Raw genomic sequence first — 24,777 nt, forward strand, 5'->3', positions numbered from 1 at the left:
AACGCCCCGCTTGACGGGGCGTTTTCATGCGAGGTTATCATGAGCCAGTTACCCGAGGACGAGCATCCCCATCTGACGGAAACCGAAATCGACAGCACCGAGGTCTATCGCGGGCGTCTGCTAGAAGTGCGTCTCGATCGCGTGCGCCAACCCGACGGTCATGAGACGACGCGCGAGTACATCCGGCATCAGGGCGCGGTGGTGATCATTCCGATTCTCGATGACGGTCGCCTGATCTTCGAACGCCAGTTCCGCTACCCGCCGCGCCGCGCCTTCCTCGAATTTCCCGCCGGCAAGATCGATCCGGGCGAGGATATCCTGAACACCGGGCAGCGCGAACTGCTCGAGGAAACCGGGTACACGGCGAGCGACTGGCGCTATTTGGGCGTCATGCATCCGTGTATCGGCTATTCGAACGAGCGGATCGAGATATTCGTCGCTCGCGGACTCGTTCGTCAGGCGGATCAGTCGCTCGACCACGGCGAGTTTCTCGATCTCCTGACGCTGAGTCTCGACGAGGCAATCGCCGGCGTGCGTAGCGGCGAGATCACCGACGGCAAAACGATTACCGCGCTGTTCTGGGCCGAGAAGGTGATCCGCTCAGGGTGGTGAGACAGCGCGGCCGGTACGCTCGGCAGCGCGCAGGAAAGAAGCGAGTTCGTTGGGTGGCATCGGACGTCCGGTCAGGTAGCCCTGAAGCACGTCGCAGCCATGACGACTGAGAAATTCCGCCTGAGCCTCGGTTTCGACGCCTTCGGCGACGACCTTGACGCCGAGCGCGATCGACATCTGGATGACGGCGGTGACAATGACGGCGTCTTCTTCGTCATCGGGCAGGCGTTCGATGAATTGCCGGTCGATTTTCAGGGCGCTGACCTGGAAGCGCTTGAGGTAACCGAGCGAGGAATAGCCGGATCCGAAATCGTCGATGGCCAGGGCGAAACCGGCCTGCCGCAGGGCATTGAGCGCCTCGGGGCCGTTGTCGGCGAGCAGCGCGTTTTCGGTGACTTCGAACTGAAAGTGATCGACTTTCTCTCCGAAGCGTTTGAGTGCCTGCAGGACGACGTCGACAATGGTCTTGCCCTCACGCAGTTCCCGCGGCGAAAGGTTGACCGAGATTTTGGGCAGTTCGATGCCGTCGGCGCGCAGCGCGGCGAGGTCTTCGCAGATCCGGTTGAGCAGCCAGCCGCCGAGTTCGGTGATCAGGCCGGTTTTTTCCGCGATCGGGATGAACTCTCCCGGCGACACCGCCTGCCCATTCTCGTTGTTCCAGCGCATCAGCGCTTCGACGCCGACGAGTCTGCGCGTATGGGTGTCCACCTGCGGCTGATAGGCGACCCACAAGCCGCGTCCTTGTTGCCTTAGCGCCTTGCGCAAGTCGGCCTCGATGTGCAGTTCGCCGTGCACCTTGTCGTTGATCTCTTCGGAGAAGAACTGGTAGCCGTTCTTGCCCTCGGATTTTGCGACATACATGGCCATTTCCGACCAGCGCATCAGGGTGGCGGGGTCGTCGCTGTCGCCGGGGATCATGGTGATGCCGATACTGAGGCCGACATGGCTGGCAACCGGCGTGGTGGCGAAGGGGGCGGCCATCGCCGTGATCATGCTTTCGGCGACCATCGCCGTCTTTTCCGGCGAGCCGACGTCGTAAAGGATGACGGCGAATTCGTCGCCGCCGACGCGAGCGATGATGTCCTGCGGGCGCAGGGTTTTCTTGAGCCGTTCGGTGATCATGAAGAGCAGATGATCGCCGGCGACGTGACCGCAGAGGTCATTGACCTTCTTGAAGTCGTCGACGTCCATGAGCAACAGGGCGCCGGGCTTGCCTTCGCGCTGAATACGTTCGGTCGAGCGTTGCAGTTCCCGCTCGAAAAATCGCCGGTTGGGGAGGCCGGTGATCCGGTCGTACAAGGCCATCTGTTCGAGCTGTTCTTCGGTCAGCGCCATCTTTCGCCGCAACCCGGCGGTAAAACGTTGCGTCAGCAGAAAGGCCAGCGTTCCGATCGCGACCATGCCGACGAGATATTCGAGCATCTTCACATAGAGCGATTCGTAGGTGACAACCACCATCAGCGTGCCGACGGGGGCACGGTCCTGAAACACCTGCTGCGCGATCAGGTGGTTGAAAATGGGGAGCGATGCCTCGGCCGCATCGACGCTGGCGGAAGGGTCGGCGTCGCCGATTTGTTGGGGGAACAGACGTCGGAAATCATTGACCGAGGCGAGTAGCTTTCCGTCGGCCCGGTAGAGTGCGCCACTCAGGATCCAGGGGCTCAGGCGGGTCGCCTCGAGAATTTCCTGAGCCGCCTGGCGGTCGTTGAAGACCAGCGCGGCGGCGCAATTAGCGCCGATGATGGCGGCTTCGGTGTTGAGTTCAGCGCTGAGTTGGCGGCGCCCGGAAACATATTGGTAGCCGAGCAGCAGTGCGAAAGCGATGAACAGGGCGAGGCCAGTGCTCATCAGGTTCTGCCGGTGTGTCAGTCGCTCGTGGGTTCGGTATTCCATGTCATTCGATGATCGTGCGTGCAAGGCGCAGCGCCTTTGAACTGATTTTCAGGCCGGCTGCCTGCAGGGCGCGCAGGTCGACATCGAACGCGACGCGGCTGCCTTCCTGCTCCAGGTTGATCATGATACCGCGGAGCAGGAAGCCCGGGGTGTCGCCGATCAGTAGCGTCGGTGTCGCGCCGATGTTGTTCGGCGCGATCCTGGCGAGTGTCGATCGATCGGCCGGGGCGATGTACAGGGCGTGGCAATCGCCCAGATGGTCGATGGAGATACGGTTGACCTTGATGGTCTTGCCCTTGAACGGACGGTCGTTGAGCCGGCTCAGGGCTTCGGCAACGGGGCTGTCGTCGAGGGTGCAGAGGGTGAGTTGGTCAGAACCGTCGGCCAGCGTGATCGATTTCCGGGAGGGCCATTCGACGAACAGCAGCATGTTGGCGATGATCGCCGCCTTGAGTTCGGGCGCCGGCGCTTGCAATGCCTGAGCGCCTGCCGTCGCGGGACAGGCGAGAGACACCATTCCCAACAGGCCGAGAATGAAGGTCCGGATGCGTGTGGGCATGGCCATCGGGTGCCGTTACAGGGCCAGCGTCCAGCGCAACCGGATCTGCCGTCCCGGTTGCTCGACCCAGGTCTGCGTCATGCTGCTGGGGGCTGGGTCGGCATAGTGCCGGTTGCCCAGGTTGTACACGGAAAGCATGACTTGCCCGTAGCGCTTGTCGGGCGGCGACAGCAGGGAAAGATTGACGAGCCCATAACCGGGAACCGGCCCGTTGATGCCCTGTCGGCCTGAGAGTGTCAGCACCTCGCCCGAACTCGTCCAGTTTCCGGCGACCGGCAGGCTGGCGATCAGTTTGCCCATACGGCGTGGCGAATCGACGAGCGAGCTGCCGTCTTCGGACTGGCTGTGCTGCCAGGCGACGCTGCCGCGCAGGCGAAGGCCGTTGCTCCAGCGGTTCTCGCCGTCGAGTTCGATGCCGCGGGCTTCGACGCGGCGTTGGTTGAGGTAGGTCGTGATGTCGCCCGTGGTAGTCGTCTGATCGATCAGACGGTGAATCTGGTTGTCGTACAAGCTCATGCCGACACGACCGGCCTGGCCGAAGCGGTAGGCGGCCGATACTTCATGCGTCTGTATATATTCCGACTGCAGCGCCGGATTGGCTGCCTGGCTGGCGCCGTTATCACTGTAGAAGCGCTCGAAGACGTTGGGGAAGCGATAGGCGCTGCCCGTAACCGCGCGCAGCGTCAGGCGGTTGGTGGTCTGCCAGATGAGGGCCAGGCGCGGCGATGTGACGCCGGAGAACTGGTTGTGCTTGTCGTGGCGGACGCCGACGTTGAGCAGCCAGTCCGGATGAAAGCGCCATTCGTCCTGAAGATAGAAGGAGTAGGTACGCGAGGGGTTGTTGGTGTCGAGGATCGAGTTGTAGGGCGCGAGTTCGAAATAGCGCTGCAGCAACTGCTGGTTCCACTGCGATTCGACGCCGAGGAGAAGGTTGTGGCGATTGAATCCGGTGTAAGCGAGGCGGAACTCGGTCCCCGTCCAGTCGGCCTGTGCGACGTCGCGCGAGTTGGGCGAGCCGGCATAGGCGTAGTGGCCGCTGTATCGGTAATTGCCGTGATAGAGCCGGAACGAGGGCTGCCAGCTGCGGTCGGTGTCGCCGTCATAGCGCAACTCGAACAGCCGGTTTTCGTCGGCCTGGTTTGTCCCCGGGGAGCCGAAAGTGGTGCCGAAATTCGCCGTCGGGTCGCCTTTCTCGCGCCAGCTGTAGTTGCCGGAGAGTCGCCAGTTGCCCCAGCGGTATTTGCCGTAGAGCTTGTTGTACTTTTCGCCGTCGAGACCGCGAGCTTGTCCGTTGCTTGTTCCGTTGTCGTAGGCGTTGATATAGAGGTTCTCGCCGCCCGAACGGTAACTGGCCAGCCCCATGAACCAGTCCCGATCGCCTTCGAGGCGCTGTCCGGCGACAACGCCGAGGCGGCGCGTATTGAACGAAGCCGCGTCGACGCTGATCCGCGCGCCGTTGATGTCGCCACCGTTGAGCATCACCGCGTTGGCCGTGCCGAACAGGGCGTTGGCGCCATAGAGCGCGGAGGCCGGGCCTGACACGAATTCAAGGCGTTTGACCCAGTCGAGTTCGATCGGCGATTCGTTGCCGAACAGCACCTGGTCGTAGAGCGGGTCGTTACGGCGGGCGCCGTCGGTGAGCAGGAGAATGCGCGTGCCGTAATCGCCTGGTCGGTTGAAGCCGCGCACGCCGAGATAGGTGTAGCTGCGATCGCTGCTGGTATACACGCCGGGCGCCGTGCTGAGTGCCTGGGCCAGGGTGCGGTAACCGTGTTGCCGGAGTTCTTCCTCGTTGATGACGGTGACGCTGGCCGGCGCTTCGGTCGTCGGTTGTTCGAAGCGGCTGGCGCTTGAGATGGTGACGCGCAAGAGGTCTTCGAGCGCCAGGTCGGCCAGGGTGTCTGCAGCGTTGGCGTAGAGCGGCGTCAGTGCCGCCAAGGCGACGCTGATGACCGTCGGCAGAAGAGGCGCGTCAACGTGCGAGACGGGGCGCTTGCGCATGGCGGACTCCGTTTGGCGTGGGGTTGGTCTGAGGGCGGCGCAAGGAAATGTCCGTCGGTGGCGATGAGCGCAGATCCGTGCAGGCGTGATCATGCCCGGACACGGTTCCGGTGTGCCGGGGATCAGTGCTTGGGCGACCGTCGTCGCAACGCGGAAAATCATTCGGTGCAGGGGTGAGAATGCGTTGATCGTCTTGCTGTAATTATAGGTTAAGGCCTGAAGTTGCCAGCGGCGACGCTATGCGATTTGCCTAATTGCGACAGGTGAAGTGTCGCAATTAGGCGATTTGAACGGAATTTCTTGATTTTTCGCATTTAAATCATTACAATACGCGGATTTTTACGAGCGCATTCCGCATCGTGAAAAAACGTTTCTCTATGCGAGAGTTTTTGGAGTGGGTCGCCCATGTACCTTGAAACCGTCGATAAGTTTGCCGATTTGGCCGCCAAGAAAGTGGCTTATCAGAAGAAATCGCCTGCCGGATTCTTTGTTGGCGCGATGATGGCCGGGGCCTATGTGGGACTCGCGATCATCCTGATTTTCACACTCGGCAACGATGTGCCGCCGTCGGTACGTCGCCTGGTCATGGGAGCGTGCTTCGGCATTTCGCTGACGCTGGTGATCTTCGCCGGGTCGGAGTTGTTTACCGGCTACACGATGTACATGGCCTTGGGCTGGTTGCGCGGACGCACCTCGCCGAGCGAGTCGGTCAAGCTCTGTGTGCTGACCTGGGTCGGCAATCTGGCCGGCGCCTTGCTCGTTTCGTCGCTCTTCATGCTTTCCGGTGGCGGCAACCTGGTGCATGGGACGGTCCTGTACGAAATCGTCGCGTACAAGATGCATCCGCCGGCACTGCAAATTTTCGCCAAGGGGGTGCTCTGCAACTGGCTCGTCTGCCTCGCTGTCTGGATGACGGCCCGCACGACCAGCGATGCGGCGAAATGCATTCTGATCTTCTGGTGTCTGCTCGGCTTCATCGCCAGCGGATACGAACACAGCGTTGCCAACATGACCGGTCTGTCGATCGGCGTGATGGGGGGCGGCGATCCGGCGGTGAATCTCGCTGGTTGGGGCCATAACCTGTTGTGGGCGACGCTCGGCAACGCAACGAGCGGTGTGCTGTTCATGGGCGTTGCCTATTGGTTCGCGTCGCGGTCCTCGATTGCCGAAGCCGTGGCGGCCGACGACGTCGAAGAACCGGCGACGGCGCTGCGCATGAGCGGCAGAAAGATTGTTCGGGCCAACGCCGACGCCCGCTGATGCGGACCGGCGTTGATGCCAAAAGCGTGGAAGAAATTACGAAGTGATCGATGTAATCAACTGGAGGAAGCAGTAATGGCCAAAGGCAAGAAAACGGCTGACAAGGCGAAAGCGGTCGGCGTCAGCGAAAACGAGACGACGGTGGCAGCACGGCCGGTTCGCGAGAATGCCTGGGAGGGATTCGAAGCCGGGATCTGGGCGAAGGAAATCAACGTCCGCGATTTCATTCACCGCAACTACACCCCGTACCACGGCGACAACACCTTCCTGGCACCGGCCACCGAGCGCACGCAAAAGCTGTGGACCCAGGTCCTGGCGCTCTATAAGGAAGAACTCGACAAGGGCGGCGTGATCGATGCCGATACGCATGTCGTCGGCAATATCGCGACGCACGCCGCCGGTTACATCGACGCCAAGCTCGAGAAGATCGTCGGTCTGCAGACCGACAAGCCCCTGAAGCGGGCGATGATGCCGTTCGGCGGCATCCGCATGGCGGCCCAGGCGCTGAAGGAATACGGCTACAAGATCGATCCCGAGATCGAGCGCGTCTTCAGCGAATATCGCCGCACGCATAACCAGGGCGTTTTCGATGCCTATACCGAAGACATGATGCGCGCGCGCAATTCGGCGATCATCACCGGTCTCCCGGACGCCTACGGACGTGGACGCATCATTGGCGACTATCGCCGTGTCGCGCTCTACGGTCTTGATCGTCTGGTCGAGGACAAGAAATCGCAGAAGCATGAACTGCGTCTGGACGTGATCAAGGAAGAGACGATCCGTCTGCGCGAAGAACTCTCGCGTCAGATCATGGCGCTCGAAGAGCTCGGCCAGATGGCGCAAAGCTATGGCTTCGACATCGCCAAGCCGGCCCGCAACGCCCAGGAAGCGATCCAGTGGACCTATTTCGGTTACCTGGCGGCGATCAAGGAGCAGAACGGCGCCGCGATGTCGCTCGGCCGTGTCAGCACTTTCCTCGATATCTACGTCGAGCGCGACATCCAGGAAGGCCTGCTGACCGAAGTCGAAGCGCAGGAACTCGTCGATGACCTGATCATCAAGCTGCGCATGGTCCGCTTCCTGCGCACGCACGACTACAACGCGCTGTTCTCGGGCGACCCGACCTGGGTGACCGAGGCGATCGGCGGCGTCGGCATCGACGGCCGTCCGCTCGTGACGAAGAACAGCTTCCGCTTCCTGCACACGCTGACGACGCTCGGCCCGGCACCGGAGCCGAACCTGACTGTGCTCTGGTCGCACCTGTTGCCGCAAGGCTTCAAGGATTACTGCGCCCAGCAATCGATCGACACCAGCTCGATCCAGTACGAAAACGACGACTTGATGCGTCAGTACTGGGGTGACGATTATTCGATCGCCTGCTGCGTCTCGGCGATGCGCACCGGCAAGCAGATGCAGTTCTTCGGCGCTCGCGTCAACCTCGCCAAGGCCTTGCTCTACGCGATCAACGGCGGTCGTGACGAAGTGACTGGCAAGCAAGTGACGACGCCGTTCGCGCCGATCACGGCCAACGTCCTCAACTTCGACGAAGTGATGTCGCGCTTCGATCACATGATGGACTGGCTCGCCGGCACCTATGTCAATGCGCTGAACGTCATCCACTATATGCACGATCGTTATGCCTACGAGCGCATCGAAATGGCGCTCCATGACATGCACATCCTGCGCACGATGGCCTGCGGCATCGCCGGCCTGTCGGTGGTGGCGGACTCGCTGTCGGCGATCCAGTACGCCAAGGTTCATGTCATTCGTGACGAGAGCGGTCTGGCCGTCGACTACCAGATCGACGGCGAGTACCCGGCCTTCGGCAACGACGACGACCGTGTCGACGAGATCGCGACCAAGGTGGTCAAGAGCTTCATGGAGAAGCTGCGCCAGCATCCGACCTATCGCGACGCGATGCACACGCAGTCGGTCCTGACCATCACCTCGAACGTCGTGTACGGCAAGAAGACCGGCAATACGCCGTGCGGCCGCAAGGCGGGCGAACCGTTCGCGCCGGGTGCCAACCCGATGCACGGCCGTGACAAGAAGGGCGCGCTGGCTTCGATGCGCTCGGTCGCCAAGATCGACTACGAGCACGCACAGGACGGTGTTTCCTACACCTTCTCGGTGGTGCCGAAGGCGCTCGGCAAGACGGGGTCCGAACGCATCGGCAACCTGGTCGGTCTGCTCGACGGGTATTTCGGCGAAGGCGGTCAGCATATCAACGTCAACGTCTTTACGCGCGAAACGCTGCAGGACGCGATGGATCATCCGGAGAAGTATCCGCAGCTGACGGTCCGCGTGTCGGGCTATGCGGTCAACTTCATCAAGCTGACGCGCGAGCAGCAGCTTGACGTCATCAACCGGACCTTCCATGAGAAGCTGTCTACGCACGCCTGAGCGATGAAGTAGGAAAATGAGGCCGGTTGGACCCCGTGGGTTCAGCCGGCCTTTTTCGATACAGAAGGTGGTTTCATGAGAATCCGTACCGGTCCGCGCAAAACGCAATCCGTCGATGGTTACATCCATTCACTCGAAACGCTGGGCACTGTCGATGGCCCTGGCGTTCGTTTCGTCGTCTTCACGCAGGGCTGTCCGCACCGCTGTCTCTATTGTCATAATCCCGACAGCTGGCGCCTGAAGCATGGCAAACGCGTCGCGTCGGCCGAAATTCTCGATCAGATCGAAAACACCTCGACCTTCCTGCAACGCGCCAAGGGTGGCGTGACGATCAGCGGCGGCGAGCCGCTGGTGCAGCCGGCCTTCGTCGGTTCGATCCTGCGCGGCTGCAAGGAAATGAAATTGCATACCGCCCTCGATACCACCGGCTATCTGGGCGACAAGGCGAGCGATGCGATGCTCGCCGATATCGATCTCGTGATGCTCGACATCAAGTCTTACGATCCTGACACCTATCGTCGTCTGTGTGGCGTCGATCTGCAGCCGACGCTCGATTTCGCGCGGCGCCTCGAACGTCTTGGACGCTCGATCTGGATTCGCTACGTCGTCGTGCCAGGGCTCACCGATGTGGATGAGCACGTGGCCGGCCTGGCCGACTTCGTCGCGTCGGTGAAAACGGTCGAGCGCGTCGAGATCCTGCCGTTTCACAAGATGGGCGAATTCAAGTGGCAGGAATTGCGCAAACCGTATCAGTTGACAGCGACCGAGCCGCCCGACGCGGCGACGATGGCACGCGTGCGCCAGCACTTTACCTCTCGCGGTCTGACGGTCGCTTGAGTCGCCGATGCCGGCGGCGGGTCGCCGGAGCATGCTAGAATCCCCCGTTTAACCCTAGACCTACTGCGGAGATGTTTCGATGTACCAGTCAGCCCTGATGCAGGATTTGCACGCGCGTGGCCTGATCGCCCAGACGACCGATGCCAAGGCGCTTGACGAATTGTTGGTGAAGGCGCCGGTGACGCTGTATTGCGGCTTCGATCCGACGGCCGACAGCCTGCATCTCGGACACCTCGTGCCGGTGCTGGTACTCAAGCGCTTCCAGCAGGCGGGGCACAAGCCGATCGCCCTGGTCGGCGGCGCCACTGGCATGATCGGCGATCCCAGCTTCAAGGCGACCGAACGCAAGCTCAATACGCCCGAGGTGATCGCCAGCTGGGTCGGCAAGATTCGCGATCAGGTCGCGCCCTTCCTGGATTTCGACGGTCCGAACGCGGCGATCATGGCCAATAACTATGACTGGTTCGGCGGCATGAACTGCCTCGAATTCCTGCGCGACATCGGCAAGCACTTCTCCGTCAATGCGATGATCAAGAAGGAGTCGGTCCAGCAGCGTCTGGTGCGCGAGGATCAGGGCATTTCCTATACCGAGTTTTCCTACAGCCTGTTGCAGGGCTACGATTTTGCCGAACTCTACAAGCGGCATGGCTGCATCCTGCAAGTCGGCGGCTCCGACCAATGGGGCAATATCGTCGCCGGTACCGACCTGACGCGTCGCCTGCATCAACAACAGGCCTATGGGCTGACCGTGCCGCTGATCACCAAGTCGGACGGCACCAAGTTCGGCAAGACCGAGTCGGGCGCCATCTGGCTCGATCCGAAAAAGACCTCGCCCTATGCTTTCTACCAGTTCTGGTTGAATACGGCGGATGCCGACGTCTATCGCTTCATGCGTTTCTTCACCTTCCTCTCGGTGGCCGACATCGACGCGATCGAAGCGGCCGACAAGGCCAGCGGACAGAAGCCGGAAGGGCAGCGCATTCTTGCCGAGCAGGCGACCGAACTCGTGCATGGTCGGGCCGCGCTCGAAGCGGCGCAGCGCATTTCGCAGAGCCTCTTCTCGGGGAGCCTCGAGGCGCTGAACGAAAACGATTTCGAACAATTGGCCCAGGATGGCGTCCCCGGCGTCACGCTCGATGCGGCGGCGACCGGCCTGCTCGACGCCTTGGTAGCGTCGGGTCTGGCGAAGTCGAAGAGCGAGGCGCGCAGCTTCGTCCAGGGGGGCAGCGTGCTCGTCAACGGCGCCAAGGTCGATGCGATCGATCACCCGTTCGGCGATGCCGACCGGCGCTTCGGGCGCTTCACCTTGCTGCGGCGCGGCAAGAAGAACTACGCGATGTTGCGCTGGGCGTAATACGCCGGGGCGTTTGGTATCGGGGCAGGGGCGACCGCGTTCGGCGCCCCTGTTCTTTTGTCTTCATGCGATCCGCAATACATCGAAAAAAACGATGTGTTTCGGAAAAAAAACGACTTGCTGGAATAGCAGTCGCCCTCTACGATTCGTTTCCGTCGGATTCATTTTGCCACAAGGCGAATGATGTTTTCGCTTTGTGGAATTGAATGAAGCCTGGCGTTTTTATAAATTGCGCTTGCAGAATCAAGGAGACAACTGGACATGGATTTTTTGATTGCCCTGATGCAGATCATGATGGTTAACATCGTGCTCTCCGGTGACAATGCCGTCGTAATCGCGCTGGCAGCGCGAAATCTTCCGGTGCATCAACAGAAACAGGCGGTTCTTTGGGGGAGCGGCGGCGCCATCGTGCTGCGCGTGATCCTGACCATCATCGCCGTTGCCTTGCTGAAGATTCCCTTCCTGCAGTTTTTCGGTGCGCTCCTGCTGATCTGGATCGCCATCAAGCTGCTGATCGAGGACGAACACGGCGAGGGTGAAGGCCATAAGGCGCAGGACAACCTGCTGGCGGCGGTCAAGACCATCCTGGTCGCCGACGTCGTCATGAGCCTCGACAATACGCTGGCCATCGCCGGTATCGCCAAGGGCGACTGGGCGTTGCTGATCACGGGCCTGGTGCTGTCGATCCCGCTGATCGTTTTCGGCAGCACGATCATCATGAAGTTGATCGCGCGTTATCCGGTGATCGTCTACATCGGTGCAGGCCTGATTGCCTACACGGCGGGTGAGATGATCGAGGGTGATCAAGCGGTGCAGCCGTATCTGCCTGGCATCTTCCACGATACGCCGTACCTGGCGCTGCTCCTGACGGTTGGCGTGATCGGCTATGGCTGGTGGCGCAATCGCGCGGCGAAATCGCCGGCATCCCCGGATATGGTCCAGATGCTTGACGACGATGAGGAACACGTCATCGAGCGCGGCTGAAACAGAACGCTTCAGCAATAACCAGACGGGAGCGCTTCGGCGGCTCCCGTTTTTTATTGCGGTGTTTCGGGATAAGCCAAACGGATTGTCGTCGGCTATGAAACTCGCCTATGATGAATCGGTGACGGGGGCTGAGGATTGCTACAGTAATTTTCATATCGGAGGGGGTATGTCGCTAAAGCAGCGGTTACTGGTATTTGTAGCGGCGCTCTTGATCGTTGCCGTCGCGCTGTTGTCCGGCGTCTCTTATTGGCAGATGCGTGGCGAGATCGTCGTCGGCGTTACGCAGGAAATCGATGCGGCGATTCAGGGTAATCGTGCGGCCTTGTCGCGCTGGGTCGCGCAGCGGTCCGATGCGATCTCTGCAACGGCGAATGCTCTCGCGCATGCGTCGAACCCGATCCCGGCCCTGGTGCTCGGCAAGGAATCCGGAAAATACGATCAGACCTTTGCCGGCTATGCCGACAAGCGCATGGTCTATCATCTGGCCGACAAGAAGCCGCCGGAGGGCTACGATCCGACGGCGCGGCCGTGGTACAAGCAGGCGTCGACGACGCGCGAGGTCATCGTCAGTGCGCCCTATGTCTTTGCCAGCACGAAGCAGTTGGGTATTACCGTCGCCAAGCAGTTCGAGGCCAGCGGAGTCGCGGGTGCTGTCGGCGGAGACATTTCACTCGAGGAGATCATCGGCCTCGTCAAAGGGATCGATTTGCGCGGCCACGGCTTCGCCTTCCTTGCCACCCGCGATGGCAAGATCGTTGCGCACGCCAAGCCCGAGTCGGCTCTGAAGCCGGTTGGCGAAATCGTGCCGGGTATGGATCTCGCGTTGATCCAGTCGGCCGATCAAAGTATCAAGTTGCATGAGGTCGACATCGGCGGACGGCGGAGTTACGTCGTTGCCTCCTCAGTCGCGGGCGCAGACTGGGTGCTCTGTGCGGTGGTCGACCAGGCAGCGGTGCTTGCGCCGGTGCGTTCCCTCTTGTGGTGGCAGGTGCTGGCCGGCGTTTCGATCGCGTTGTTGGGCGTCCTGCTCGCCAATATTGCGCTGAGTCGTCTGCTGCAGGGACTCTTTGGCCTGCGCGACGCCTTGACCGAGATTTCCAGCGGGCAGGGCGACCTGACGCGCCAATTGCCGGTTGGGACGAACGACGAAATCGGTCAGACGGCGGGGGCCTTCAACCGCTTTATCGAGCGCCTGCGTGCGATGGTCGTCGAGGTCCGCGAAAATGCCGATTCGCTGAATTCCGGCATCGAATCGCTCAACGGCGCGACGCAGTCGATGGCAGAAGAATCGGAGCGGCAAGCGGAGACACTGAGCTCGACGGCGGCGACGATCGAAGAGATCACCGTCAGCATCAACCATATCGCCGAGAACGCCAAGCAGGCTGAACAGGCAGCCGGCAAGACGGGCGAGGTGTCGAGTCATTCGGTCGGCGCCGTGCATGATCTCGCCGCCGGCATGGAGAAGATCTCCAACGAGGTCGGCAAACTGGCGGCAACGCTCGGATCGCTGGGCGAGCGTTCCGGTGCGATGAATGCGATCATCGGGTCGATTCGCGAAATTGCCGACCAGACCAATCTGTTGGCGCTGAATGCGGCGATCGAGGCAGCGCGTGCCGGCGAGTCCGGGCGCGGCTTTGCCGTGGTCGCTGACGAAGTGCGGAAACTCGCCGAGCGGACGGCCAAGGCGACCGTCGAGATCGGGCAGTTGATCGACTCGACGCATGCCGACATCCGGTCGGCGCTCTCCGACATGGGCGAGACACGGGTGTCCGTGGCCGACGGGCTCAATGCCTCGCAGGCGGTAGCTTCAGAGATATCCGGAATCCAGAGCGAGATCGAGGGCGTGGTGGCGTCGATTCGCGATATTGCGGAATCGACGCGTGAGCAGTCGGTGGCGACCAACGAAATGGCGCATTCGGCCGAAGAGGTCAATCGCATGACGATGGAAACCGATCGGACCGTGCAATCGGCGCGGCAGACGGTGACCGAGTTGAGTGATTTGTCGGCCTCCCTGCATGCGCTGGTGGGGCGTTTCCGCGTCTGAAGCGTCGGCCTCTGCCTGACGGCAAAGCCGCCCGGATGATCGGGCGGCTTTTTTATGGATGCTCGTCGCGGGTGTCGGCCGATGCGTTTTCGGCGGCGATGCGCTTCCTGAAGAACGACCAGATGCGATCGACGAGCGGATTGGTGTTTTCGCGCGAGCGGTAGAGCCGGACTTCAAGCGTACAACTCCAGGCCGTCGATCCGGCGCTGACCAGCGCCTTCTGGGCCAGCTCCTTGCTGACGCAGCTCTCCGGCAGCCAGGCAATGCCGTGCCCCTCGATGACCATGGCCTTGAGCGCTTCGGACATGTGCGTATCGAAAGCGCGTTCGAGGTGGCAGCGCTGGTTGGCGTTGAACAGGATCATCTCGACCGTGTGGGCGAGGTAGGTGCTCGGTGAATAGGCCAGGAACGGCAACGGGCGGTCGATCGATCCGGGTAGGGTGAAGCGGGGAGTGCCGTCCTTGAGCGGGGCCGAGAACGGTCGCATGATGTCCTTGGCCAGGACCTGATGCTCGAAGCGTTCGGGACTCAGCAGTACCGGCAGTTGCGGATGGTGGTAGATGATCAGCAGCTCGGTGCCGCCTTCGGCCAGCGCGCTGGCGCCTTCGGAAATATTGACCGAACTGACGCGGGCGATGACGTTGCGCATTTCCGCCTTGAGGCGGCTGAGCCAGGGCGGGAAGAAGAACAGCGAGAGCGTATGGGCGACCGAGAAATGGACGGTTTCGGCGCTGCCCGGCGCCTGACCGCGCAGCACGGTGCGCATGTCATAGGTGCGGCGTAGCAGGTCGGCAGCGAAACCGCGGAAGATCCGGCCGGCGGCGGTCAGATGGACGCCTTGCATGCTGCGGTCGATCAGTTCGACGCCGAGCCAGTGCTCGAGTGCCTGGATGTGGCGGCTGAAGGTCGGCTGCGAAACGTTGCGGCGCTCAGCGGCACGAGAGAAGGCGTGGGTGTCGGTGAGCGTGAGGAAATCCTCGATCCATTTGATTTGCATGATGTCCCCGGGGCGCGCATGGTCGTCATTCGGCTTGTATTGATCGTTATGCGATTAATGCATAACAGGCCGCCGTGTGCTTTGTTGCGCCGTAGTATGAATGCATTATCTTAACGCGGAGCGCGACATGACGGATACGACTACGAACTATCGCATCGAGAAGGATTTCCTGGGTGAGCGGCAGATTCCTGTGGACGCCTACTATGGCGTGCAGACGCAGCGCGGCAAGGACAACTTTTACATCACCGGAACGCCGATGTCGGCCGAGCCGTATTTCGTCAAGGCGCTCGGTTACGTCAAGAAGGCGGCGGCCATGGCCAACCGCGATCTCGGCTGTCTCGACGGCAAGATCGCCAACGCCATCATTGGCGCCTGTGACCGCCTGATCGCCGGTGACCTTCGCGAACAGTTCGTGACCGACTTCATCCAGGGCGGTGCCGGCACGTCGGTGAACATGAATGCCAACGAGGTGATTGCCAACGTGGCGCTTGAGGCGCTCGGCCACCAGAAGGGTGATTACCACATCATAAACCCGAACGATCACGTCAATTTCGGACAGTCGACGAACGACGTCTATCCGACCGCGTTCCGGCTGGCACTGATCCTGCGCCTCTCGAGTTACATGGAAGCGCTGCGCAAGCTGCAAGGCGCGTTCTATTCCAAGGGCAAGGAATTCGAACGCGTCCTCAAAATGGGCCGCACGCACCTGCAGGACGCCGTACCGATGTCGCTTGGCCAGGAGTTCCACGGCTGGGGTACGACGATCGGCGAGGAAGTCGAGCGGATTACCGAAGTGCGTCAATTGCTGCGCGAGATCAACCTTGGCGCGACCGCCATCGGTACGACGGTGACGGCGGCGCCCGGCTATCCGGAACTCGCGACCAAGTATCTGTCGGAACTCACCGACAACAAGTTCATCCTCGGCGGCGACCTCGTCGAAGCGACTTCGGACACCGGCGCGTATGTGCTGCTCTCCGGCGTGCTCAAGCGCACCTCGACCAAGCTGACCAAGATCTGCAATGACATTCGCCTGCTCTCGTCGGGTCCGCGCTGCGGCTTCAACGAGATCAACCTGCCGCAGATGCAGCCGGGCAGTTCGATCATGCCGGGCAAGGTCAATCCGGTCATCCCGGAAGTCGTCAATCAGGCGAGCTTCCTCGTCATCGGTCTCGACCTGACCGTGACCTTGGCCGCTTCGGCCGGCCAGCTTCAGCTCAACGTCATGGAGCCGGTGATCACCTACGCCTTGTTCAAGTCGATCTTCACGATGGAGAACGCGGTCAACAGCCTGCGCGTCAACTGTGTCGATGGAATTACCGCGAACGAGGAGCATGCGCGCAACATGGTGCTCAATTCCTTGGGTATCATTACGGTGCTCAAGCCGTCGCTCGGCTACAAGCAGTGCGCCGAGATCGCCCGCGAGTGCCACAAGACCGGCAAGTCCCTGCACGACGTGGTCGTCAAGGAGCGCCAGTTGCTGACGCAAGCGCACTGGGACGAGGTGTTCTCGTTCGATAACCTGATCAACCCGAAATTCGAGAAATAAGCGTGCCGTTGCCGCGGCGCGCGTGATGCGATGAATCTTTCATTGGAGCAACCGAAGCGCGCGCCGCGCTTCGGTGTCTTGGCGGGGCTGGATGTCGTCGGTGCCGGTGTGGCGGCACAGCTTAACGCCGTTGGTATGTCCCGGCATGATGCCAATCGGCCGGTGGTGATTATCGACCCGGTGTCATTGCCCGTCGCTTGTGTGATGGGAGACCAGGCAGCACTCAAGCGGTTTTTGTACGATGGCGTCTGCCGCCTCGAGCAAGTCGGCGTCGATGCCGTCATCGTGCCGGATGCGCTGGCTGCCGAGTTGCTCGCGGAGTTGCGGCCGGAGGTGACGGTGACGGTGCTGCAACTGGCCGAAGCCTTGCGCTTCGTTGCCGAGGGGAGTGCGCCCGAACCGGCGAAGCGGCCGTTCAAGATCGGCGTTATCGGTGGCGTCGGGCCGGCAGCAACCGTCGATCTCCTCGACAAGATCGTCGTCAATACCGATGCCCGCTGCGATCAGGATCATGTAAAAGTCATTGTCGAGCAGAATCCGCAGATTCCCGATAGAACGGCGCATCTGCTCGAAGGCGGCGCCGATCCGACGATAGCGCTGTATGCAACGGCCAAGCGGCTCGAAGCGGCCGGCGCGAGCGTGATCGCCATCCCGTGCAATACGGCACATGTGTTCGTGCCGAGAATTCAACCCGGATTGTCGATCCCGATCGTCAATATGCTGGAGGCGACGCTCGGTCACATTCGCGAAACCTATCCGGGGCGGCAGGTCGGCCTGCTGGCGACGAACGGCACGATCCGCACGCGCGCCTATCATGCCGTTGCCGAAGCGCTCGGCATCACGCTGATGGTGCCGGACGCAGACGACCAGACGCGTGTCATGGCCGCGATTTATGGTCAGTATGGCGTCAAGGCCGGTTATGTCGCCGGCGTGTGCGCCGACGACCTGAATGTTGCGATGACCGCGCTCGTCAAGCGCGGTGCCGAGGTGCTGATCCTCGGCTGCACCGAATTGCCGCTGCTGGTGCAGGAGTGTCCGGATGCCTTGATTGCCGGGCAGCGCGTGGCGGTTGTCGATCCGACGGCGATCCTGGCCCGTACCTGTATCCGTCTGGCGCGCGAGCACGTGGCAGTTTAGAGCCTATTTCGGTAGGGATCGTGGGCCGCGCCGGTGGCCCTCCGGGTTGCCGATACGGACGGTGTCTGCGGCGTTGCTCCGCTTGCGCATGGAACAACCCTGCGCTGCACCTCGCGCCTTGCATCCATCCGCCCGTATCGACAACGTGGCTCGCGAGCCCTACCGAAATAGGCTCTTAGCCGGCGCTCGCGCTCCGGGCTATTACAGGATCATGCCGGCGCCGACGGTGTTGTTGCTGGCTTCGTCGATGACGATGAAGGCGCCGGTGCTGCGGTTCTTCACGTAAGGATCGGGAAAAAGCGGCTGCGCCAGCTTGAAGCGGACGCGGGCGATGTCGTTCATCTCCAGGCGTTCGGCCGGCAGGCGTTCGAGCGTATTCACGTCGACGCGTTCGTCGATGCCTTCCAACATTGCCTTGGTGTCGCGCGTCGTATGCCGGATGAGATATTTCCGGCGCGGGTCGAGCGGCGATTCGGACAGCCAGCAGAGCATCGCTTCGATCTGGCGGACGACGGGCGGCTGTTCGCCCGTCTTGACGATCATGTCGCCGCGCGAGATGTCGATCTCGTCGTCGAGCAGGAGCGTGACGGATTGTTCCGCATCGGCCGTGTCGAGCGGCGAGCCGAAGACTTCGATGGCGCGGATGCGGCTTTGGCGTCCCGATGGCAAGACGGTGACGGCGTCGCCGACGGCGATGTGCCCCGACTCGACGCGACCCATGAAGCCGCGATAGTCGTGCAATGCCGGGTTGGCCGAATCCTGCGGACGGCAGACGTATTGCACGGGGAAACGGAATGCCTCGTTGTGATCGATATGGGCCGGCGGCGCGGCTTCAAGCAGATCGAGCAGCGTCGGGCCGTCGTACCAGTCGAGACGCTCGCCGCGTTCGACGACCATGTCGCCGTTGAGCGCCGAGATCGGAATGAAGCGCACGCTCTTCGCCTTTTCGGCACCGACGAGTTGGACGGCGAAATCGAGATAGTCGGCGACGATCGCGTCGAAGCGGTCTTGCGCATAGTCGACGAGGTCCATCTTGTTGATGGCGACGACGAGGTGCGGGATGTTGACGAGTTGCGCCAGGTAGGAGTGGCGGCGTGTCTGCGTCAGCACACCCTTGCGCGCATCGATCAGGATGACGGCGAGATCGGCGGTCGAGGCGGCGGTCACCATGTTGCGCGTGTACTGCTCGTGTCCCGGCGCGTCGGCGATGATGTACTTGCGCGTGCCGGTGTTGAAGTAGCGGTAGGCGACGTCGATGGTGATGCCTTGTTCGCGCTCGGCTTGCAGGCCGTCGGTCAATAGCGACAGATCGATGGCGTCGAGACCGCGCTTTTTCGACGTGCGTTCGATGGCCGAGAGCGTATCGACGAGGATCGCCTTGGTGTCGTAGAGCAGGCGGCCGATCAGCGTGCTCTTGCCGTCGTCGACGCTGCCGCAGGTGAGGAAACGCAGCAGGCCGTGGTCGATGGTCGGGAGGCGTTCGATGGCGGACATCAGAAATATCCTTCTTTCTTGCGTTGTTCCATGGAGGCGTCGGAGGTCTGGTCGTCCAGCCGCGTCGCGCCGCGTTCGGTGATGGTCGTCGCCGCCGTCTCGGCGATGATTTTGGCCAGCGTATCGGCGTCCGATTCGACCGGCGCCGTGCAGCTGATGTCGCCGACCGTGCGGAAGCGCACCATCAGGTTCTCGATGACATCGTCTTTGCCAGCCGGCGTCACCGGTGTCACCGGCAGCAGGCCGCCGCTCTTGCGCACGACCGGACGGCGGTGGGCGAAGTAGATCGACGGCAATTCGAGCCCTTCGCGTTCGATGTAGCGCCAGACGTCGAATTCGGTCCAGTTCGAGATCGGGAAGACGCGGATGTTTTCGCCTTTGAAACTGCGGGCGTTGTAGAGATCCCATAGTTCCGGTCGTTGGTTCTTCGGGTCCCACTGGCCGAAGCCGTCGCGGAACGAGAAGATGCGTTCCTTGGCACGGGCCTTTTCCTCGTCACGGCGTGCGCCGCCGATACAGGCGTCGAAGCCGAATTCCTCGATCGCTTCGAGCAGCGTCACCGACTGATGCTTGTTGCGCGACTCGTCGGCAGACTTGAGCACGACGGTGCCGCGCGCCATCGAGTCCTCGACCGAGCGGACGATCAGGCGCTCGCCCAGTTCGGCGGCGCGGCGATCGCGAAAGTCGATGACCTCGGGGTAGTTATGGCCGGTGTCGATGTGCATCAGCGGAAACGGAAAGCGGCCGGGGCGGAACGCCTTTTCGGCGAGGCGCAGGAGGCAGATCGAGTCCTTGCCGCCAGAAAAGAGCAGCACCGGGTTGGCGCATTGGCCGGCGACCTCGCGCAGGATATGAATGGCTTCCGATTCGAGCCAGTCAAGGTGCGACAGCGCGCTTCGGGTCAGTGTTTTTTCGGTCAGTATCGTCATGGCGTTGGGCTCAGGCTTTCTTCAGATGCAGTCCGCATTCCTTGCTGGCGGGGTCTTCCCACCACCAGCGGCCGGCGCGCAGGTCTTCGCCGACGGCGATGGCGCGCGTACAGGGGGCGCAGCCGATGCTTGGGTAGAACTTGTCGTGCAGCGCGTTATACGGCACCTTGAAGCGGCGCAAGTAGGCCCAGACCTCGGCCTCCGACCAGTCGGCCAGCGGGTTGAATTTCTCGAGTCCGTTGGCGCTATCGAATTCGCGTACCGGCAGGCCGTCGCGCGTCGTGGACTGGGCGGCACGCAAGCCGGTGATCCAGGCTTTCTTGCCGGTCAGCGCGCGCTGCAGCGGCTCGACCTTGCGGGCATGGCAACAGGCGCGGCGCAGCTCGACCGAGGTATAGAAGGCGTTTATCCCGTGCTGGCGGACGTAGCTTTCGACGTTCTCGTGGCGCGGAAAATAGAGCGTGAGCTTCAGTCCGTAATGCGTGGCGATAAGTTCGATCAGGTCGTAGGTTTCCTTCGGCAGGCGGCCGGTATCGAGCGAAAAAATCTCGATGGGGAGTGCGTCCTGGACGATCAGGTCGGTCAGCACCATGTCTTCGGCGCCGAGGCTGTTGGCGAAAACGGCCGGCGTTTCGGCCGCAGCGGCGCGAAGTACCGACCGGGTCGCGGCGATTTTTGCGTCGAGCGCTTCATTGCTAAGTTCAGCCATGGGACGGCTCCCCGGCGGCGCGGCGGCGGAACAGCGGCAGCGGTTCATCGACGGCGCTCTGATAGCGTTCGCTGAAGACCTCGAAGCCGGCCAGCGCGTCGCGGATGTCCTTGTCGGCGCGCACGGCGAAGGCGTCGAAGCCACAGCGACGAAGCAGGAACAATTGGTCGCGCAACACGTCGCCGATGGCGCGCAATTCGCCCCGGTAGCCATATCGTTCGCGCAGCAAGCGGGCGGTCGAGTAACCGCGGCCGTCGGCGAATTTCGGGAAATTGACGGCGACGAGCGCGAAGTGCTTCAGGTCGTCGGCGATCTCTTCCGGCCCTTCATGGCTGTCGAGCCAGAGTCCGAAGGGCGTTTGCCGTGCCAACAGTTCGTCGCGGCGCGCACGCCAGACGGCCAACGGTACCAGCGTCGGTGCTGCTGGCAGTGCGACCGTTTCGGCGGCGTCGCCCTCGGCGAGTTTGAGCGTTTGCCAGGCGTCGTCGACGACCCGGGCGTCTTTGATGATCTCAGTCATGGGCGGTTTTCCTCCTGTCGCGGCCTTGGTAGGCGCGGGCCTTGAATGGTTCGATGCCGAGTCGGTCGAAGGTGTCGATGAAACGTTCGGTCGGCGTCCGTTGTTCGACATAGACGGCGACGAGCGCCTGCACGACGGCGGTGACTTCGTCGGCGCGGAACGAGGGGCCGAGGATCTTGCCGATGCGCGTGGCATTGCCCTGGCGGCCGCCGATCGAAATCTGGTACCACTCCTCATCGTTCTTGTCGATGCCAAGCACGCCGATGTTGGCGACGTGGTGGTGGCCGCAGGAATTCATGCAGCCCGAGATGTTGAGCGATAGTTCGCCGAGGTCGTGCAGGTAGTCGAGGTCATCGAAAACCTCATGCACGGCGAGCGCGATCGGCACCGAGCGGGCGTTGGCAAGCGAGCACAGATCGCCGCCGGGGCAGCAGATCATGTCGGTCAGCAGGCCGATGTTGGCAGTCGCCAGACCGTGGGCGCGGGCCTCCGCCCAAAGCGCGGGCAGGTCGGCCTGGCGCACGTTGGGGAGCACCAGGTTCTGTTCGTGCGCGACGCGCAATTCGCCGAAGCTGAAACGGTCGGCGAGGTCGGCGGCAGCGTCCATCTGCACGTCGGTGATGTCGCCCGGCGCCTTGCCCGGCGCCTTCAGCGAGAGAGTGACGGCGGCATAGCCGGGAACGCGGTGCGGGTAAACGCTACGCTTGGCCCAGGCGGCGAAGGCCGGGGTGCTGGCGCGTGCGCTGGCGTATTCGGCCGGGTCGTCACCGAGCGTGGCGTAGGCTGGAGGCGCGAAGTGGGCGGCGATGCGGTCGAACTCGGCGTCGGTCAGCGTTGCCGGGCCGTCCTTGAGGTGCGCCCACTCGGCTTCGACCTGTTTGCTGAAATCCTCAATGCCGAGCGCATTGACGAGGATCTTGATGCGGGCCTTGAACAGGTTGTCACGGCGTCCGTAGCGGTTATAAACGCGCAGGATCGCTTCGAGGTAGGTCAGCAAATGCTGGCGCGGCAGGAACTCGCGCACGACCTGGCCGATCAGCGGCGTGCGGCCGAGACCGCCGCCGACAAAGATGCGGGCGCCGGGGGTGCCATCGGCGGCGTCGATGAGTTCGATGCCGACATCATGGACGCGAAGGACGCTGCGGTCTTCGGTCGAGCCGCTGACGGCGATTTTGAATTTGCGCGGCAGGAAGGAGAACTCGGGGTGGAAGGTCGACCACTGGCGCAGGATCTCGGCGATCGGACGCGGATCGCTGCTTTCATCCGGCGCGGTGCCGGCGAATTTGTCGGTGGTGATGTTGCGGATGCAGTTGCCCGAGGTCTGGATCGCGTGCATGTCGACCTCTGACAGTTCGGCGAGGATGTTCGGGGTTTCCTCGAACTTCGGCCAGTTGAACTGCATGTTGTGGCGCGTCGTGAAGTGGCCGACGGCGCGGTCGTAGCGACGCGAGAGTTCGGCCAGCTTGCGCAGTTGGTCGGCAGCGAGGATGCCGTAGGGGATGGCGATGCGCAGCATCGGGCCGTGGCGTTGGATGTACAGGCCGTTTTGCAGACGGAGCGGGCGCAACTCGTCGTCGGAGAGTGTGCCGGCGAGGTTGCGTTCGATCTGTCCGCGATATTGCGCAACGCGTTCCTGAAGCAGTTGTCGGTCGATGCTGTCGTATCGGTACATGGCGTTTTACCGGTGGGTGAAATCAGTGTGGCCATGTTAACCGCGGGGTTGTTGAATGAAAAAGAATAATGAGTTAGATTGTTAGAACTGAATGTTATTTGTAGGTGCGATGAAACTTCAACAACTCCGATATCTCGTCGAGGTGGCGCGGTCCAACCTCAACGTTTCCGAGGCGGCCGAGGTGCTCTATACCTCGCAGCCGGGCGTTTCCAAGCAGATCAAGCTGCTTGAGGACGAACTCGGTGTGGTCGTTTTCGAGCGCAGCGGCAAGCGCCTGACGGCCGTCACCGAGCCGGGCAAGCGGGTGCTCGAGATTGCCGAGCGCATCCTGCGCGAAGTGCAGAACATCAAGCGCGTCGGCGACGAGTACGCCGGCGGCAATTCGGGCAGTCTGGTGATCGCGGCGACGCACACTCAGGCGCGCTATTCGCTGCCGGGCATCGTCAAGCAGTTCATGGACAAGTATCCGAACGTTCGCCTGTCGATGCATCAGGGCAGTCCGACGCAGATCGCCGAATGGACACTCAAGGGTGAGGCCGACATCGCCATCGCCACCGAGACGCTCGATCAGTACGAGCAACTCGTCATCCTGCCGTGCTTCCAGTGGGGGCATTGTCTGGTTGCACCCGAGGGGCATCCGATCCTGGAGGAGCGGACGATTTCCCTGGCGACGCTAACCCGCTGGCCCTTGATTACCTACGATCCCGCCTTTGCCGGACGTTCGCGCATCAACAAGGCCTTCGAGCGTGCCGAAATGACGCCGAACATCGTGCTTGCGGCGATCGACGCCGACGTCATCAAGACCTACGTGAATCTGGGCCTGGGCCTCGGCATCATCGCGCAGATGGCCTACGATCCGGCGCGCGATGCCGGGCTGAAGGCGGTCAATGTCGAGCACCTGTTTGGCTCGAACACCACACGGATCGGTCTGCGGCGCGGTACTTACCTGCGCCGCTTCGAATACGATTTCATTACGCTGTTCGCGTCACACCTGACCCAGAAAGCAGTCGATATGGCGATGGCCGGCACGGGGGCTCACGATGCGTATCAACTTTAACGCCGGCCAGCCGAAGAGTCCGCTTGGCAAATTCCTCGCGGCGATCGTCGGTGTGCTGACGCTGGCGGCGGCGTTTATGTTCTCGCTGGTCTTTGTTGCCGTGATCGTTGTCGCCGGACTCATCGCCTGGGGCTATTTCTGGTGGAAGACACGGGCATTGCGCCGGCTGTTGCGCGATCAAGCCGGGGCGACCCCCTTCAGCCAGGCAGCGGAAAACGGCGTCAGTACCGAAGGCGAGATTATCGAAGGGGAATCGGTGCGGGTCGCCGAAGAGTCGCGGCGCCTGACGTCGGAGCGCCCTGACGCCTAGATCCAGCGCCGGACGCGGCGCCGGTAATCGGCATACGTCTCGCCGAATTTTTCGGCGAGGATGCGCTCTTCGGGCAGGATCTGGAAGCGCGTCAGATAGGCGGCGCAGGCGGGCAGGCCGATCAGGGCGATGGGATTGCCCAGCCAGGCGGCCCAGGCGGCGAGAAAAACCACTTGCCCGAGGTACATCGGGTTGCGCGAGATGCGATAGATCCCCGTGCAGACCAGTGCACTCGCTGCGTGCGGCGACAGCGGGTTGACCGTCGTCCGCTGACGCCGGAAGGCGAGCAGCCCGGCGAGATCGATGCCGAAACCGGCGAGCGCCAGGAGAACGGCGAGTGCGCCCAAGCCCGGCCAGTCGATGTTCAGTGTGGGCACAGCGCGGGCACCGAGCCACATTCCGGCACCACAGATCAGGCTGACGGCGGGCGGCGGGAGCTTGAGTTCCAGGGTCATG

The 24,777-nt window shown here is 62.1% G+C and carries 21 protein-coding genes; 11 read left to right on the forward strand and 10 right to left on the reverse strand.

Annotated elements, in window-relative coordinates; translation table 11 throughout:
• The first annotated feature begins 39 nt into the window (after nucleotides 1-39).
• Nucleotides 40-612 (forward strand): NUDIX domain-containing protein, encoded by a 573-nt coding sequence (locus tag BLR25_RS12615; RefSeq protein WP_091938166.1) that lies wholly within the window; start codon nucleotides 40-42, stop codon nucleotides 610-612.
• Here BLR25_RS12615 and BLR25_RS12620 read toward each other — a convergent pair.
• From BLR25_RS12620 to BLR25_RS12630, 3 genes are read right to left on the reverse strand one after another with little or no spacing between them, the layout of a single operon-like run.
• Nucleotides 601-2,505, reverse strand: a complete 1,905-nt coding sequence (locus tag BLR25_RS12620) for a putative bifunctional diguanylate cyclase/phosphodiesterase (RefSeq protein WP_091938168.1) — start codon at nucleotides 2,503-2,505, stop codon at nucleotides 601-603. The two genes, BLR25_RS12615 and BLR25_RS12620, sit on opposite strands and share 12 nt — an antisense overlap.
• Before the next feature lies 1 nt (nucleotide 2,506).
• A complete protein-coding gene (locus tag BLR25_RS12625; protein WP_176785872.1) occupies nucleotides 2,507-3,064 on the reverse strand; it encodes a YfiR family protein in 558 nt (185 codons plus the stop codon).
• Between the two features lie 15 nt (nucleotides 3,065-3,079).
• Nucleotides 3,080-5,065, reverse strand: coding sequence for a TonB-dependent receptor plug domain-containing protein (locus BLR25_RS12630; RefSeq protein ID WP_176785873.1), 1,986 nt, complete (start codon nucleotides 5,063-5,065; stop codon nucleotides 3,080-3,082).
• A gap of 405 nt (nucleotides 5,066-5,470) precedes the next feature.
• Here BLR25_RS12630 and nirC point away from each other — a divergent pair, with 405 nt between their 5' ends.
• The 6 genes from nirC (at nucleotide 5,471) to BLR25_RS12660 (ending at nucleotide 13,950) form a co-directional block, all read left to right on the forward strand.
• Nucleotides 5,471-6,325, forward strand: a complete 855-nt coding sequence (nirC, locus tag BLR25_RS12635; RefSeq protein ID WP_091938174.1) for a nitrite transporter NirC — start codon at nucleotides 5,471-5,473, stop codon at nucleotides 6,323-6,325.
• Between the two features lie 75 nt (nucleotides 6,326-6,400).
• A complete protein-coding gene (pflB, locus tag BLR25_RS12640; RefSeq protein ID WP_091938176.1) occupies nucleotides 6,401-8,728 on the forward strand; it encodes a formate C-acetyltransferase in 2,328 nt (775 codons plus the stop codon).
• Nucleotides 8,729-8,803: 75 nt separating this feature from the next.
• Entirely contained in the window at nucleotides 8,804-9,565 is a 762-nt protein-coding gene (gene pflA / locus BLR25_RS12645; RefSeq protein ID WP_091938178.1) for a pyruvate formate-lyase-activating protein, read from the forward strand.
• Nucleotides 9,566-9,644: 79 nt separating this feature from the next.
• Nucleotides 9,645-10,919, forward strand: coding sequence for a tyrosine--tRNA ligase (gene tyrS / locus BLR25_RS12650; protein ID WP_091938180.1), 1,275 nt, complete (start codon nucleotides 9,645-9,647; stop codon nucleotides 10,917-10,919).
• A gap of 261 nt (nucleotides 10,920-11,180) precedes the next feature.
• Nucleotides 11,181-11,903 carry a TerC family protein gene (locus BLR25_RS12655; protein WP_091938182.1) on the forward strand — a complete coding sequence of 241 codons (723 nt, stop codon included), beginning with the start codon at nucleotides 11,181-11,183 and terminating at the stop codon, nucleotides 11,901-11,903.
• A gap of 169 nt (nucleotides 11,904-12,072) precedes the next feature.
• Nucleotides 12,073-13,950, forward strand: coding sequence for a methyl-accepting chemotaxis protein (locus BLR25_RS12660; RefSeq protein WP_176785874.1), 1,878 nt, complete (start codon nucleotides 12,073-12,075; stop codon nucleotides 13,948-13,950).
• Between the two features lie 52 nt (nucleotides 13,951-14,002).
• Here the strand turns inward: BLR25_RS12660 and BLR25_RS12665 are convergent, their stop codons facing one another.
• Nucleotides 14,003-14,947 (reverse strand): LysR family transcriptional regulator, encoded by a 945-nt coding sequence (locus BLR25_RS12665; protein ID WP_091938184.1) that lies wholly within the window; start codon nucleotides 14,945-14,947, stop codon nucleotides 14,003-14,005.
• Nucleotides 14,948-15,074: 127 nt separating this feature from the next.
• On the opposite strand from BLR25_RS12665, the gene BLR25_RS12670 reads away from it, so the two are divergent.
• Together BLR25_RS12670 and cuyB are read left to right on the forward strand one after the other, a co-directional pair.
• Complete coding sequence (locus BLR25_RS12670) at nucleotides 15,075-16,493, forward strand: aspartate ammonia-lyase (protein ID WP_091938325.1); 1,419 nt, start codon at nucleotides 15,075-15,077, stop codon at nucleotides 16,491-16,493.
• A 30-nt stretch (nucleotides 16,494-16,523) separates the two neighbouring features.
• On the forward strand, nucleotides 16,524-17,630 hold the full coding sequence (gene cuyB / locus BLR25_RS12675) for a cysteate racemase (protein ID WP_091938186.1): 1,107 nt from the start codon (nucleotides 16,524-16,526) through the stop codon (nucleotides 17,628-17,630).
• Nucleotides 17,631-17,831: 201 nt separating this feature from the next.
• Here the strand turns inward: cuyB and BLR25_RS12680 are convergent, their stop codons facing one another.
• Genes BLR25_RS12680 through BLR25_RS12700 form a run of 5 tightly spaced genes read right to left on the reverse strand, consistent with a single transcriptional unit; the run spans nucleotide 17,832 to nucleotide 22,954 of the window.
• Entirely contained in the window at nucleotides 17,832-19,124 is a 1,293-nt protein-coding gene (locus tag BLR25_RS12680) for a sulfate adenylyltransferase subunit 1 (protein ID WP_091938188.1), read from the reverse strand.
• Nucleotides 19,124-20,053, reverse strand: a complete 930-nt coding sequence (gene cysD, locus BLR25_RS12685; RefSeq protein WP_091938190.1) for a sulfate adenylyltransferase subunit CysD — start codon at nucleotides 20,051-20,053, stop codon at nucleotides 19,124-19,126. Before cysD ends, BLR25_RS12680 begins: the two co-directional genes overlap by 1 nt.
• Nucleotides 20,054-20,063: 10 nt before the next feature.
• Entirely contained in the window at nucleotides 20,064-20,762 is a 699-nt protein-coding gene (locus BLR25_RS12690) for a phosphoadenylyl-sulfate reductase (protein ID WP_245715550.1), read from the reverse strand.
• The gene (locus BLR25_RS12695) at nucleotides 20,755-21,282 is read right to left on the reverse strand and encodes a DUF934 domain-containing protein (RefSeq protein WP_091938194.1); all 528 of its coding nucleotides are present in this window, start codon (nucleotides 21,280-21,282) and stop codon (nucleotides 20,755-20,757) included. The genes BLR25_RS12690 and BLR25_RS12695 overlap by 8 nt, the downstream gene beginning before the upstream one ends.
• Nucleotides 21,275-22,954 carry a nitrite/sulfite reductase gene (locus BLR25_RS12700; protein ID WP_091938196.1) on the reverse strand — a complete coding sequence of 560 codons (1,680 nt, stop codon included), beginning with the start codon at nucleotides 22,952-22,954 and terminating at the stop codon, nucleotides 21,275-21,277. The genes BLR25_RS12695 and BLR25_RS12700 overlap by 8 nt, the downstream gene beginning before the upstream one ends.
• A 109-nt stretch (nucleotides 22,955-23,063) precedes the next feature.
• Between BLR25_RS12700 and cysB the strand changes: the two genes are divergently transcribed.
• Together cysB and BLR25_RS12710 are read left to right on the forward strand one after the other, a co-directional pair.
• Nucleotides 23,064-24,011 carry an HTH-type transcriptional regulator CysB gene (cysB, locus tag BLR25_RS12705; RefSeq protein WP_091938198.1) on the forward strand — a complete coding sequence of 316 codons (948 nt, stop codon included), beginning with the start codon at nucleotides 23,064-23,066 and terminating at the stop codon, nucleotides 24,009-24,011.
• Entirely contained in the window at nucleotides 23,995-24,321 is a 327-nt protein-coding gene (locus BLR25_RS12710) for a hypothetical protein (protein WP_091938199.1), read from the forward strand. Before cysB ends, BLR25_RS12710 begins: the two co-directional genes overlap by 17 nt.
• On the opposite strand, the gene BLR25_RS12715 is transcribed toward BLR25_RS12710, so the two are convergent.
• The gene (locus BLR25_RS12715; protein ID WP_218122733.1) at nucleotides 24,318-24,776 is read right to left on the reverse strand and encodes a methyltransferase family protein; all 459 of its coding nucleotides are present in this window, start codon (nucleotides 24,774-24,776) and stop codon (nucleotides 24,318-24,320) included. The genes BLR25_RS12710 and BLR25_RS12715 overlap by 4 nt on opposite strands.
• Nucleotide 24,777 lies beyond the last annotated feature (1 nt).

Source organism: Propionivibrio dicarboxylicus, assembly GCF_900099695.1.
In the GTDB taxonomy this organism is placed as follows: domain Bacteria; phylum Pseudomonadota; class Gammaproteobacteria; order Burkholderiales; family Rhodocyclaceae; genus Propionivibrio; species Propionivibrio dicarboxylicus.